General features: G+C 60.8%; 12 protein-coding genes. 8 read left to right on the forward strand and 4 right to left on the reverse strand.

Going from position 1 to position 12,526, the window contains the following annotated elements; translation table 11 throughout:
* Positions 1–23: 23 nt before the first annotated feature.
* Positions 24–1,436, reverse strand: a complete 1,413-nt coding sequence (locus tag FIV38_RS16950; protein ID WP_092236542.1) for an amidase — start codon at positions 1,434–1,436, stop codon at positions 24–26.
* Positions 1,437–1,520: 84 nt separating this feature from the next.
* Positions 1,521–2,810, reverse strand: coding sequence for an MFS transporter (locus FIV38_RS16955; RefSeq protein ID WP_070996232.1), 1,290 nt, complete (start codon positions 2,808–2,810; stop codon positions 1,521–1,523).
* 97 nt (positions 2,811–2,907) lie between these two features.
* Here FIV38_RS16955 and FIV38_RS16960 point away from each other — a divergent pair, with 97 nt between their 5' ends.
* Both FIV38_RS16960 and FIV38_RS30450 read left to right on the forward strand, forming a co-directional pair.
* Complete coding sequence (locus FIV38_RS16960; protein WP_092236545.1) at positions 2,908–3,891, forward strand: Lrp/AsnC family transcriptional regulator; 984 nt, start codon at positions 2,908–2,910, stop codon at positions 3,889–3,891.
* A gap of 28 nt (positions 3,892–3,919) precedes the next feature.
* Complete coding sequence (locus tag FIV38_RS30450) at positions 3,920–4,459, forward strand: P-loop NTPase family protein (RefSeq protein ID WP_092236548.1); 540 nt, start codon at positions 3,920–3,922, stop codon at positions 4,457–4,459.
* 7 nt (positions 4,460–4,466) lie between these two features.
* Here the strand turns inward: FIV38_RS30450 and FIV38_RS16970 are convergent, their stop codons facing one another.
* Both FIV38_RS16970 and FIV38_RS16975 read right to left on the reverse strand, forming a co-directional pair.
* Positions 4,467–5,465 (reverse strand): NADP-dependent oxidoreductase, encoded by a 999-nt coding sequence (locus FIV38_RS16970; protein ID WP_092236553.1) that lies wholly within the window; start codon positions 5,463–5,465, stop codon positions 4,467–4,469.
* Between the two features lie 60 nt (positions 5,466–5,525).
* Positions 5,526–6,314 (reverse strand): SDR family NAD(P)-dependent oxidoreductase, encoded by a 789-nt coding sequence (locus FIV38_RS16975; protein ID WP_092236557.1) that lies wholly within the window; start codon positions 6,312–6,314, stop codon positions 5,526–5,528.
* Between the two features lie 178 nt (positions 6,315–6,492).
* On the opposite strand from FIV38_RS16975, the gene FIV38_RS16980 reads away from it, so the two are divergent.
* From FIV38_RS16980 to FIV38_RS17005, 6 genes are all read left to right on the forward strand, one after another.
* Positions 6,493–7,068: a TetR/AcrR family transcriptional regulator gene (locus FIV38_RS16980; RefSeq protein WP_092237453.1), complete on the forward strand. Its 576-nt coding sequence runs from the start codon at positions 6,493–6,495 to the stop codon at positions 7,066–7,068.
* Between the two features lie 715 nt (positions 7,069–7,783).
* Positions 7,784–8,731, forward strand: coding sequence for an AraC family transcriptional regulator (locus tag FIV38_RS16985; protein WP_092236560.1), 948 nt, complete (start codon positions 7,784–7,786; stop codon positions 8,729–8,731).
* Positions 8,732–8,838: 107 nt separating this feature from the next.
* Positions 8,839–10,215: a Rieske 2Fe-2S domain-containing protein gene (locus FIV38_RS16990; protein ID WP_092236561.1), complete on the forward strand. Its 1,377-nt coding sequence runs from the start codon at positions 8,839–8,841 to the stop codon at positions 10,213–10,215.
* Entirely contained in the window at positions 10,212–10,700 is a 489-nt protein-coding gene (benB, locus tag FIV38_RS16995; RefSeq protein ID WP_070994934.1) for a benzoate 1,2-dioxygenase small subunit, read from the forward strand. Before FIV38_RS16990 ends, benB begins: the two co-directional genes overlap by 4 nt.
* Positions 10,701–10,710: 10 nt before the next feature.
* Positions 10,711–11,733, forward strand: coding sequence for a benzoate 1,2-dioxygenase electron transfer component BenC (benC, locus tag FIV38_RS17000; RefSeq protein WP_092236562.1), 1,023 nt, complete (start codon positions 10,711–10,713; stop codon positions 11,731–11,733).
* A gap of 10 nt (positions 11,734–11,743) precedes the next feature.
* Positions 11,744–12,505, forward strand: a complete 762-nt coding sequence (locus FIV38_RS17005) for a 1,6-dihydroxycyclohexa-2,4-diene-1-carboxylate dehydrogenase (protein ID WP_092236563.1) — start codon at positions 11,744–11,746, stop codon at positions 12,503–12,505.
* The last annotated feature ends 21 nt before the right edge of the window (positions 12,506–12,526 follow it).

Raw genomic sequence — 12,526 nt, forward strand, 5'->3', positions numbered from 1 at the left:
CCAGCACCCTATCTTCCTTCGGTTCAAAGCCCCCATCGCCCAAGCTCAGGCCTGCGCTCGTCAAGTAACAGCGCAGGTGCCATCGCGCTCGCGATGTTCAGCAAATGCATGTCGGTAAATACCGGGGATAGCAACTGCACGCCAATCGGCATCTGTGCTTCGTCGAATCCGGCGGGGAGGGCGATTGCCGGCGTGCCGAGGTAGTTACTGGCTCGACTGAACTTGCCAATACTGGCGTGATCAGCGTCCTTGTCATCAAGGGGCAGGGCCCCATGGCCACTGACAGGCATCAATAGAGCCCCGGATGAGCCGATCGCTCGGGTGAATGCCTCGGCTGCGTATGCACGCTGTGCAACGGCGCTTTCGTAGGCGTCACGGCTGATATCGGCGCCGGCAAGGATTCGATTGCGTACAACCTTCCAGAGCAGTTGTTCGGGGTCATGTGCAAGGTGACCAAACTCGCGATACCCCTCATAAGCAATGATCATCGAGTTGCACTCGGAAAGCCGACCGATCGCTAACTCATCATCTGGAACCCAGTACTCCAGCGTCCAGCCGGCCGTGCCCAGCTTGGCCAAGGCTTGATCCCACACCCTGCGGGCGCCAATGGACAGGGCACTGGGGAACGCACTCTGGTCCAGTACCAACACTGTGCCCGGCCGGGGTGGCACCAGCCCACTTGCAAGTTCAGCCTGAACGTTCAACCCATTGTCCGTAGAGGGGCTGGCAAGGATGGTGGTAAGCGTGTGGGCGTCGTAAACGTCGCGGGCGATTGGGCCCAGCACGTCCAGGCTGGGAGCGAGTGGCACGACACCGTCCAGGCTGATGAGCCCGCTGGACGGTTTGAAGCCGACCAAGTGATTCAGCGATGCGGGAGCCCGTATCGATCCACCGGTATCACCACCCACTGCAATCGGGACCAGGCCTGCTGCAACAGCAACCGCCGCGCCTGAAGAGGATCCGCCCGGCGCGCGATGCAGCTTGGCGTCCCAGGGATTCCAGGGCGTGCCTCGGGTCGGATTCTGCCCGGATAAACCGAAGGCAAATTCGGTCATCTGGGTCTTGCCCACGATCACCATGCCGGCCGCTTGTAATCGTTGCGCGACGGTACTGGTCACGGCGCTGATCGTGGTCAGACGGCTCAACGACCCTGCCGACGCCAGGGTGTTGGCGATCTCGATATTGTCCTTGATGGCAACCGGTACGCCATGCAGTGGACTCAATGTGTGTCCGGTATCGAGCGCGCGGTCGGCGGCATCGGCTGCCGCCAGGGCCTGCTCGGCGAAGACTACGGTGAAGGCGTTAAGCGCACTGCTGCAAGCAATACGGTCCAGAAAGTACTGCGTGACCGCGCGTGAGGTGGTCTGCCGGGTAGCGATCAGATGGGCAATCTGCAGGGCAGTCTGGAAACAAAGGGCTTCGGATGGTTCGCGCATAATTTCTATCTAAGATATGTGGGTCGGTATCCCCGTGTTCGACCGTCGTTCACGGGGATCGCATCGCGGTGTTCGAGCCAGTGGCTATTTCAGTGGTTTCCCGGCTGTTTCTGGCATTTTGATGAACGTAATCAGGGTGAGCGCAGCGCCTGCGAGCACGTAATAGAAGAACCAGCTCTCTTGACCGTGGCTCTGCAGCCAGGTCAGCAGATAAGGCGTGGTACCGCCGAGCAATGCCACCATCAGGTTGTAGGGCGCACCAATGCCGACGGCGCGAACGCTGCTGGGGAATTGTTCAGACATGATTGCGGGCGCAATCGAGGTATAAAGCGCGTAAAGCAACAGGCCGAACAGTTCCACCATCAGGATCGATGAGAACGTCGGCTGCATGCTGGTGATAATCGGGTAGAAGAACAGCAGGTAACCCAGGGCAAAAGCGATCAGTTGCGGCTTGCGCCCGAACTTGTCCGAGAGCATGCCGAAGAGTGGGTGCACGAGCATGAACGCGACCATTGCCACCGTATTCGCCGCAAAGGCTGTGGAGGACTCCACGTGCAGCGCTCGGATGGCATAGGTCGGGATGTAGATGACGAACAGGTAAAAGGCAAAGGTGCTGAGGATCGAAAAGCCCACGATCCGCAGGGTTTCGCGCGGATAATCACGCAGCAGGGTGCGCAGCGGTTGCTTCTCTACCTTCTTGGTTTTTTGCGTTGAGGCTTCTGCTTCAGGCACCGACATACGCAGCCAAATGCCTGCGATACCGCCCAAGGCGCCGAGCAAGAATGGAATGCGCCAGCCGAACTCCCTCATCTGCTCGTCGGTGAGGACGGTGGTCAGTGCCCAGCCAATCGCCGAAGCGGTCAGAATGCCCGCAGCGGAACTAAAGAATACAAAGCTCGAAAAGAAGCCGCGACGGTGGTCTGGCGCCAACTCGGCAAGGTAAGTAGAGGCTGACGCGTATTCACCGCCCAGCGACAAGCCTTGCATCAGTCGCGCGATCACCAGCAAAACCGGCGCCAGCAGGCCGATCTGCTCGTAGGTGGGGGTTATGCCGATCATCAGGGAGCCGCCGGCCATCAGCATGATGGTGACGCCCAGCGCTGATTTGCGGCCATAGCGATCAGAGTAGATCCCCAGGGCCCAGCCACCGATGGGACGCATGAAGAAACCTACGGCGAAAATAGCGAAAGTCGCTAGCAATGACGCCGTTTCGTCAGTTTTCGGAAAGAATTGGGTAGAAAAGAACACCGCGAACGACGCATAGATCGTCCAGTCAAACCACTCCACCGCATTGCCAATGCTGCCAGCAGCAATTTTGCGCGCGGTGGATACCTGCGGCTTTGCCGCGTGGGACGTTTGAGTCGCATAATTCATTGGCTTGTGCCTTTGGGTTTGAATTGTAATTATTTTTAGACATGTGCGGCCTTGTTTTGTTTTAATTTAGCCACTTGAGCGAAGGTATTGTAAGAATATGGTCTCGTCAACCGTTGATACGGATGAAAAAAGACATGTTGCGCTGGATGAAACGGATCTGGCCTGCCTGATTGCACTGCAAGCCAACCCTCGTGGCACCTGGCGGGATCTGAGTGCCTGCTGCGATGTGGCGGAGCGTACGCTGTCGCGGCGCCTGCAACGCTTGATGGACAGTGGTTACATCCGGGTCATCGGCGAGCTTGATCCGGTTGTCGTCGGGAGCGGCCCGGTGCTGCATGCATGGATTCGGGTAGCCGACGGGCGTCAGCGGGAAGTGGCGGAGCATCTGGCGCAGTTGCCGCAGACCCAGGTGGTCATGGCGACAACGGGAGAGTTCGACATCTTCACCGAGATCAACTTACCCAGTGTGGAAGCGCTTTCTGACATGGTGGTGCAGGAGTTGCCGCTGGTGTCGGGGGTAAGGCAGGTACAAACGCAAGTGGTACTTAGATCGTTCAGACGAGCCAGTCGCTGGCGTATCGATGGTTCGGTGCCGACTGAGCCGGTGCTGGCCGGGCCGGTAAGCCTGAGTGCTGACGAAATGCGCCTACTGGGCGCGTTAATGCTCGATGGAAGAGCCAGCCTGGGCGTGCTTGCCGAAACGTGCGGCGTCAGTGAACCGAAGGTTCAGCGCATGCTAAGTGGGCTGGTCGACAGTAATGCCCTGACATTTCGCGTGGAACTGGAGCCTCTGTTGGTGGGCTACGGGGTCGAGGCGATTGTGTCGCTCCAAACCCGACCGGGTGCGGCGGAGGGGATTGCCCAGGCGCTGGCAAAGGATGAACACACGCGTTGCCTGTTTGGTACCAGTGGCGGTTCGCAGTTGTTTTGGCATGTCTTGTGTCGTGATATTCATGATCTGTGGAGCGTCTCAACCACGCGGATGGGCGCCTTGGAGGGGATCATTTCTTGTGAGACCAATACGGTGGTAAGAGCCTACAAAAGAGCGGGGCGCGTGCGTCGCGGGCTTATGGTTGAGTAGTGTTGCGGCCCATCGACAAGGAGTTTGTATGCAACGGGTGATGATTGTGGGCCAACCTGGGTCTGGCAAAAGCACGTTGGCGCGTAAGCTTGGCCAGTGCACCGGATTGCCAGTGGTTCATATCGACACTATCCACTGGCAGCCAGGGTGGGTTGAACGAACCTGGGACGAGAAGACGCGGCTTTGTCTTGAGGTCGAGGCCTGCGATAAATGGATATTCGAGGGTGGCCATTCAGCCACGTGGGACAACCGAGTGGCCCGTGCAGATCTTTTGATCTGGATTGATCGTTCAGCGCCGCTTCGATTCTTGCGCGTCCTGCTCAGAGCGCTGCTCCATCGCGGGAGTTCTCGGCCTGACTTGCCCGAGAACTGCCCCGAACTGCTGGCGAACCTGCCGGAGTTTTTTGCATTCATGTGGCGGACGAAAAAATCAGCGCGGGCAAAGATGCAGCACCTCGTGGCAACTGCACCAGCCGCTTGCCGTGTGGTTCATCTGCGGTCCAATCGGGACACCAGGATTTTTCTCGCAAGCATTGGAAGTTCGACTGGCCCGGCTCCGCGAGATTGATCGGCGCTTACCTGATTGTCACGGTGACTTTGCCTCTCGATCTGCCCTGTTCGACGTACCGCAGCGCCTCTGCTATGGACTCAAAAGGGAACGATCGGTCAATGACCGGCTTGATGACACCTGTCTCGATAAGCGAAGTGATTTTCTGCAGTTGTGTCCCGTTGGCACGCATAAACAAAAATGCATAGTTCACCCCCTGTTTGCGCGCTTTCCGGCGAATGCCGCTGCTCAGCAGGCGCATCACTTGCCCCAGCACCCAGGACAAGCCTTGCGCTTGGGCAAATTGCGCCGTCGGCGGCCCCGAAAGGGAAATAAGCTGTCCGCCCGGCTTGAGCACCTTGAGCGACTTCTCCAGTAGCGCGGTGCCAAGGCTGTGCAACACCACGTCGAAATCGCGCAACTCGTGTGCAAAATCCTCATGTGTGTAATCAATCACCACATCCGCCCCGAGTGCTTTCACCCATTGGACGTTCGCCGTGCTGGTGGTGGTCGCGACGAAGGCCCCGAGGTGTTTGGCAAGTTGAATGGCCAGCGTGCCGACACCGCCGGATCCGGCATGAATCAGCACCTTTTGGCCTTTTTTCAGTTGGGCGGTCTCGACCAGCGCCTGCCAGGCCGTCAAGGCGGCCAAGGGGATGGACGCCGCTTGGGCCATGTCCAGGTTCGACGGCTTTAGCGCGAGGGCGTTTTCGTCCACGGCGATCAGCTCGGCAAACGTCCCGATCCGCGCCTCCGGGGGACGTGCGTAGACCTCGTCGCCCGGCTTGAATCGCTCCACCGCCGCGCCTGTGCGAATGACCACTCCGGCCAGGTCGTTGCCCAGTACCAATGGAAAGGTATAGGGCAGGATCAGTTTGAAGTCCCCCGTTTTAATCTTCGAGTCCAACGGGTTCACGCTTGTCGCATGCACCTGGATCAGCACGTCGTGCACACCCACCGCAGGGTCAGGCATGTCGCCAATCATTGCGCTCTGCTTGCCGTAGCGTTCGATAAAAAATGCCTTCATGTTGCAGCTGCCCTTGTCGGTGGATCGAGAGTGGGGTGAGGCCGGCCGGCTCGATAATCGTCAGACTTGCGTCAAATAGCGTTGCGCCACGGTGGACTGCCTGATTTGCGACAAAAGGCCCTGGCGTGCGGTTTGCAGGGCATCCCAGCGCTCGCCTTCCTGCAGCGCGGGAATGGTCACCGGTTCGCGACGATCGAAGCCGACCAGCGCCGCATCGACCAAATCACCCACTTCCATGATTTCGCTCAAGGTATTGATGTCGATACCGGCGCGGTCCCAGATCTCTGTGCGGGTGGCGGCTGGCAATACGGCTTGCACGTAAACCCCCTGAGGCGAAAGCTCCAGGCTCAGGCCTTGGGAAAGGAACAGCACAAACGCCTTGGTCGCCCCATAGACCGACATGCCGAACTCCGGTGCCAGCCCCACCACGGAGCCGATATTGATGATCGCGCCTTCACCTGCTTTGGCCAGGCGTGGTGCGATGGCGCTGGCCAACCGCACCAACGCGGTGGTGTTGAGGGCCACCAGTTGCGCAACGCTATCCGTGCTTTGCTCGATGAACGTGCCGGACTGTGCGGCGCCGGCATTGTTGACGAGGATGCCAATGCGCGCGTCATCACGCAGGCGCGCTTCGACGGTGTGCAGGTCGCTGAGTTGAGTCAGGTCGGCCTGAAGCACTTCAATGGCGACGCTGTGTTCGCCACGCAACGTCGCAGCCAGCGTTTCCAGGCGCGAATGGTCGCGGGCGACCAACACCAGGTCGTGCCCGCGTTGGGCGAAACGCTCGGCGTAAACCGCGCCGATGCCAGTGGACGCGCCAGTGATGAGAACGGTAGGGCGAGTAGTCATGATGTGGGCTCTTGGTCTGGAATATGGATTGGGATTGCTGCAGCGATAAACCTGATTCGGTGGGCATGTAGCTGGCATTTAGGATGATGATCGAAATCTAAGCTGTCAACAGTTTTGATTATGATCAGCATCTATGTATGATCGGCTGATGAATCTCAGCGGTGCAGAGGTATCGAATATGCGAGTGTCCAAGGCCCAGGCCCAGGCAAATCGGGAGCACATTGTCGAAACAGCCTCAAAGGTGTTTCGCGAGCGCGGTTTTGATGGTGTCGGCGTGGCCGACCTGATGGCCGCCGCCGGTTTTACCCACGGCGGTTTCTACAAACATTTTGGCTCGAAGGCTGACCTGATGGCGCAAGCGTCGGCCAACAGTCTTGCGCAGTCATTGGCCAGCGCCGAAGCCATGAGCGTGAAGGATTTCATTGACGTGTATGTGTCCAGGGAGCATCGCGACGGGCGCTCCACGGGTTGCACCATGGCAGCGTTGTGCGGTGACGCGGCGCGTCAGTCCACCGAGTTGAAATCGGCCTTCGCTGAAGGTATCGAGCACATGTTGCAAACGCTCGGTGAAAAATACCCGACCGGGCCGGATGCGGCGCCGGGGGAGGCGAGGGCGAAGATGATCGACCTGCTGGCGCGCGCGGTCGGTGCGATCATGTTGTCGCGCGCCTGTCCTGACGACTCGGCGTTGGCCGATGAAATTCTGGCGGTATGTCACACGCAAATGAGCGAATCATTACCTACTCAGTCGTAGGCTCATTTCGTCTTTGGCCCATACCTTTCAAAAACAGCTGTTTGGCCAATTGCCCTGAATTAAGGCCAGTACTGACCTGTGGCGAGCGGGCTTGCCCCGCGCTGGGCGACGAAGCCGCCCCAATAGCCTCACCCCGTTCTGCCAGATATACCGAGGTGGCTGATTTTGGTGCTGCGTTGCAGCCCAGCGGGGACAAGCCCCCTCGCCACAGAGGGGGGAACAGCTGGCTTTTTTGTGGCGAGCGGGCTTGCCCCGCGCTGGGCGGCAAAGCCGCCCCAATAGCCTCACCCCGTTCTGCCAGATATACCGAGGTGGCTGGTTTTGGGGCTGCTACGCAACCCATCGGGGAACAAGCCCCCTAGCCACAGGGGGGTTAACAGCTGGCTTTTCGTGGCGAGCGGGCTTGCCCCGCGCTGGGCGGCGAAGCCGCCCCAATAGCCTCACCACGGTCTGCCAGGTATACCGAGGTGGCTGTTTTCGGGGCTGCTGCGCAGTCCAGCGGGGGCCCCCTCTCCGCAAGTCGGCATCGGCCAACACGTATCAAGACGTGTCGCCATGCAGTCGCTGGCCCGCCGCCTGATGCCCGGCCTAGTGCGCATTATCAAGCCGCGATCAGTCCACCATACCTCCAGGGTATCCCTTTAGACCTTATCCATATTGGACGCTCGCCACGCCACGCCTCAGCCTGAGGCCAATAACTATAAAGAGGCGCACCATGACCGTGCTATTGAGTGAGCGCAGCCAGATTTTCCAGGGTGCCGATGCCTATGCCGTGTCGGATTACGTCAACCAGCATGTGGGCAGCCACTGTATCCGCCTGCCGCCCAAGGGCCGGCCCATGGCGAGTATCAGCCACCGGACTTTTTCCAGCCTGGACCTGTGCCGTATCAGCTACGGCGCGCCGGTGCAGGTCACGTCGGTGGCGCTGGAAACCATTTACCACCTGCAGATCCTGCTGACAGGCCACTGCCGCTCCAATTCCCGGGGTGAGGAGCTTATCTTCGGGCCGGGCGAGATCCTGCTGATCAATCCCGATGACCCGGTGGACCTGACCTATTCCGCCGATTGCGAAAAATTCATCATCAAGTTGCCGGTGCGCCTGCTGGAAAACGCTTGCCTGGCGCAGCACTGGACACTGCCCCAGGCGGGTATCCGGTTTGCCGCGGCGCGCCACGCGTTGAGTGAAATGGACGGCTTCCTACAGTTGCTCGGGTTGATCTGCCACGAAGCAGAAAACGCCGCCGAGCCGCAAGTACAAGGCCTGTACGAGCGGATCGTGGCCAATAAGCTGTTGGCGCTGTTGGCCAGTAACGTGTTGCGGGTGGTGCCCCAGGCGGGTCAAGGCGGCGGCTTCGAGGCGGTGCGCGAGTTTATCGAGGAGCACTTGAGCGAAGACATCTGCATCGAGCAACTGATGGCCGTGGCCAAGGTCAGCGAGCGTTCGCTGTATAGCCTGTTCGAGCGCCAGGTCGGCCTGTCGCCCCGTGACTATGTGCGCCGGCGCAAGTTGGAGCGGGTGCATGCGCGCCTGCAACTGACCAGCGCGCGTAGCGTGACCGAGGTGGCGCTGGACCATGGCTTTGTGCACTTGGGGCGTTTTTCCGAGGCCTATCGCAAACGCTTTGGCGAGCTGCCTTCGCAGACCTGGAAGCGCTATCGCTGAGCCGCTTGCGCCAGCCGGATACAGATTTGCAGGAAGTGGATATTGGGGCAGGGGACGAACACGTACGGTGAGGGCGCCTGATACAAGAACAACGGAGGGCCTGCCCCATGACCAGTACACTCGACCGCCTCGCCGTACAATTGCGCGAGTCCGTCCAGGAAGACCCCGCGACCGGGGTGTTTCGCTGCCGCCGCGACATTTTTACCGACCCCGACCTGTTTGCCCTCGAGATCAAGCACATCTTCGAAGGCGGTTGGATCTACCTGGCCCATGAAAGCCAAGTGGCCGAGATCAACGACTACTACACCACCTGGATCGGCCGCCAACCGGTGGTCATCACCCGCGACAAACAGGGCACCCTGCATGGCCTGGTCAACGCCTGTGCCCACCGTGGCGCCATGCTGTGCCGGCGCAAACAGGGGAACAAAGGCTCATTCACCTGCCCATTCCACGGCTGGACGTTCAGCAACGCCGGCAAGCTGCTCAAGGTCAAGGACGGGAAGACCGGCGCCTACCCGGACAGCTTCGACTGCGAGGGTTCCCACGACCTCAAACGCCTGGCGCGCTTTGAAAACTACCGCGGCTTTTTGTTCGGCAGCCTCAGCGAGGCGGTGCCGGAACTGAGCGATTACCTGGGCGAAACCCGAGTCATCATCGACCAGATGGTCGACCAGGCGCCCCTGGGCCTGGAGGTGCTGCGCGGCAGTTCGTCCTATGTCTACGACGGCAACTGGAAGCTGCAGATCGAGAACGGCGCCGATGGCTACCACGTCAGCTCCGTGCACTGGAACTACTCGGCAACCATGGGCCGGCGCAATTACGAGGCCGAAGGCACGCGCACCGTCGATGCCAATGGTTGGTCGAAAAGCCTGGGCGGGGTCTACGCCTTCGATCATGGGCATATCCTGCTGTGGACGCGCCTGCTCAACCCCGAGGTGCGGCCGGTACATGCCCACCGCGCGGCATTGGCCGAGCGCCTGGGCCAGGAACGCGCCGACTTTATCGTCGACCAGACCCGCAACCTGTGCCTCTACCCCAATGTGTACCTGATGGACCAGTTCTCCACGCAGATCCGCGTGGTGCGGCCGCTGGCGGTGGACAAAACCGAGGTGACGATCTATTGCATGGCGCCGATTGGCGAAAGCCCCCAAGAGCGGGCGACGCGGATCCGTCAGTACGAAGACTTCTTCAACGTCAGCGGCATGGGCACGCCAGATGACCTGGAAGAGTTCCGTGCCTGCCAGACCGGCTACCAGGGCGCGAGCACCTTGTGGAATGACCTGAGCCGGGGTGCCAAGCAGTGGGTCGAGGGGGCGGACGACAACGCCAGGGCCATGGGCATGCAGCCGCAACTGAGCGGGGTGAAGACCGAAGACGAAGGCTTGTTCGTACGCCAGCATGCGCATTGGGCCCAGAGCCTGCAGCGCGCGATCGAGCGTGAACAGCAAGGCCTGATCGCCAGCGACCGGGAGGTGCAGCCATGAGCCTGTCCCGTGAGCGCCTGCTGGACTTTCTCTACCGCGAAGCGCGCCTGCTGGATGACCGCCAATGGGATGAATGGCTGGCGTGTTATTCCCCCAAGGCGCAGTTCTGGATGCCCGCCTGGGATGACTACGACACCCTCACCGAAGACCCGCACAGCGAAATCTCGCTGATCTACTACCCCAGCCGTGACGGCCTGGAAGACCGCATCTTCCGCATCAAGACCGAGCGCTCCAGCGCCAGCACGCCCGAGCCACGCACCGTGCACATGCTGTGCAACCTCGAAGTGCTGGCCGACGATGGTGCCCAGGTCGAGCTGCGCTTCAATTGGCACACCCTCAGCCACCGCTACAAGACCACCGACAGCTACTTCGGCACCTCGTTCTATGCCTTGGATATACGCGGCGAGCAGCCGCTGATCACGCGCAAGAAGGTGGTGCTGAAAAACGATTACATCCACCAGGTCATCGACATCTACCACATCTGAGGACACCGCCATGACGTATGCCATTGCCCTGAACTTCGAAGATGGGGTGACCCGCTTCATCGACTGCAAGGTGGGAGAGAAGGTGCTCGACGCCGCCTTTCGCCAACGCATCAACCTGCCCATGGATTGCTCGGATGGCGTCTGCGGCACCTGCAAATGCCGCTGTGAAACCGGCGCCTACGACTTGGGCGACGACTATATCGAAGACGCCCTGAGCGTGGACGAAGCCCAGGAGCGCCAGGTACTGACCTGCCAGATGGTGCCGCAGTCCGATTGCGTGATTGCCGTGCCCGTGCCGTCCAGTGCATGCAAGACCGGCACTACGCAGTTCGTCGCGACGCTGGCCGGCATCACCCGCCACGCCGATGCCGCACTGCAGGTGAGTTTCGAACTGGATCAGGCTCCGGTGTTTCTCCCAGGCCAGTACGTGAATATCGGCGTGCCCGACAGCGGGCAGACGCGCGCTTATTCATTCAGCAGCCGCCCTGGCGACACCCACGCCAGTTTCCTGATCAAGCATGTACCGGGCGGGTTGATGAGCGGCTGGCTGGAGCGTGCCCAACCGGGCGATAGCGTAGCGATGACCGGGCCGTTGGGCAGTTTTTACCTGCGTGAGGTGCAGCGGCCGCTGCTGCTATTGGCCGGCGGCACCGGCCTGGCACCGTTTCTGTCGATGCTTGAAGTGCTGGCCCTGCGCGGGGAAACCCGGCCGATCACGCTGATCTACGGCGTGACCCGGGATCAGGACCTGGTGCTGGTCGAGACCCTGGAGGCCTTCGCCGGGCGGTTGCCCAACCTCACGCTTGTCACCTGCGTGGCCGACCCGCAGACCGCGCACCCGCGCCAGGGCTATGTCACCCAGCATATGGCCAGCGACGTTCTCAATGGCGGCGATGTAGACGTTTACCTGTGCGGGCCACCGCCGATGGTTGATGCGGTGCGCCAGTACTTCAAGCAGATGGGTGTGACCCCGGCCAGTTTTCATTACGAGAAATTTACCCCCAACGTTGTCGCCAGCTCTGATGCGGCCTGAGGAAATCAGCATGACTCCACGTTTTGACGCCAAGGTTGCGCTGGTCACCGGCGCCGCCCAGGGTATCGGCCGGCGCGTTGCCGAACGGTTGCTTGGGGAGGGCGCCTGGGTGGTCGCCGTCGATCGCTCGGAACTGGTGCACGAGTTGCAGCACGCCCGGCTGCTGACCCTGACCGCCGACCTTGAGCAGCATGCCGAGTGTGCCGAGGTAATGGCCGCCGCCAAGGTACGGTTTGGGCGCATCGACATTCTGATCAACAACGTCGGCGGGACCATCTGGGCCAAGCCCTTTGAGTACTACGAGGTGGCGCAAATCGAAGCCGAAGTGCGCCGCTCGCTGTTCCCCACCCTGTGGTGCTGCCATTGCGTGCTGCCCTACATGCTGGAGCAGGGCAGCGGCGCCATCGTCAATGTGTCTTCGGTCGCCACGCGCGGGATCAATCGCGTGCCCTATGGCGCGGCCAAGGGCGGGGTGAATGCCCTGACCGCCTGCCTGGCCCTGGAAACCGCTGGCAGTGGCATTCGCGTCAACGCCACCGCGCCCGGTGGCACCGAGGCACCGCCGCGGCGCATCCCGCGCAACAACCAACCGCAGAGCGAGCAGGAGCGCGTGTGGTACCAGCAGGTTGTCGACCAGACCCTGGATAGCAGCCTGATGAAGCGCTACGCCAACATCGACGAACAAGTGGGCGCAATCCTGTTCCTGGCCTCTGACGAAGCCTCCTATATCACCGGCGTGACCTTGCCGGTAGGCGGCGGTGACCTCGGCTGATTCGCGTTCTCCCTGCAGATA

The sequence above is a fragment of the Pseudomonas proteolytica genome, assembly GCF_007858275.1.
Taxonomy (GTDB): Bacteria; Pseudomonadota; Gammaproteobacteria; order Pseudomonadales; family Pseudomonadaceae; genus Aquipseudomonas; species Aquipseudomonas proteolytica.

What these genes read in the sequence shown, in the direction of transcription:
- benC (WP_092236562.1), top strand. Translation starts at nt 10,711, where the DNA reads ATGACGTATGCCATTGCCCTGAACTTCGAAGATGGGGTGACCCGCTTC.
- FIV38_RS16980 (WP_092237453.1), top strand. Translation starts at nt 6,493, where the DNA reads ATGCGAGTGTCCAAGGCCCAGGCCCAGGCAAATCGGGAGCACATTGTC.
- FIV38_RS16975 (WP_092236557.1), bottom strand. Translation starts at nt 6,314, where the DNA reads ATGACTACTCGCCCTACCGTTCTCATCACTGGCGCGTCCACTGGCATC.
- FIV38_RS16985 (WP_092236560.1), top strand. Translation starts at nt 7,784, where the DNA reads ATGACCGTGCTATTGAGTGAGCGCAGCCAGATTTTCCAGGGTGCCGAT.
- FIV38_RS16950 (WP_092236542.1), bottom strand. Translation starts at nt 1,436, where the DNA reads ATGCGCGAACCATCCGAAGCCCTTTGTTTCCAGACTGCCCTGCAGATT.
- benB (WP_070994934.1), top strand. Translation starts at nt 10,212, where the DNA reads ATGAGCCTGTCCCGTGAGCGCCTGCTGGACTTTCTCTACCGCGAAGCG.
- FIV38_RS30450 (WP_092236548.1), top strand. Translation starts at nt 3,920, where the DNA reads ATGCAACGGGTGATGATTGTGGGCCAACCTGGGTCTGGCAAAAGCACG.
- FIV38_RS16990 (WP_092236561.1), top strand. Translation starts at nt 8,839, where the DNA reads ATGACCAGTACACTCGACCGCCTCGCCGTACAATTGCGCGAGTCCGTC.
- FIV38_RS16955 (WP_070996232.1), bottom strand. Translation starts at nt 2,810, where the DNA reads ATGAATTATGCGACTCAAACGTCCCACGCGGCAAAGCCGCAGGTATCC.
- FIV38_RS17005 (WP_092236563.1), top strand. Translation starts at nt 11,744, where the DNA reads ATGACTCCACGTTTTGACGCCAAGGTTGCGCTGGTCACCGGCGCCGCC.
- FIV38_RS16970 (WP_092236553.1), bottom strand. Translation starts at nt 5,465, where the DNA reads ATGAAGGCATTTTTTATCGAACGCTACGGCAAGCAGAGCGCAATGATT.
- FIV38_RS16960 (WP_092236545.1), top strand. Translation starts at nt 2,908, where the DNA reads ATGGTCTCGTCAACCGTTGATACGGATGAAAAAAGACATGTTGCGCTG.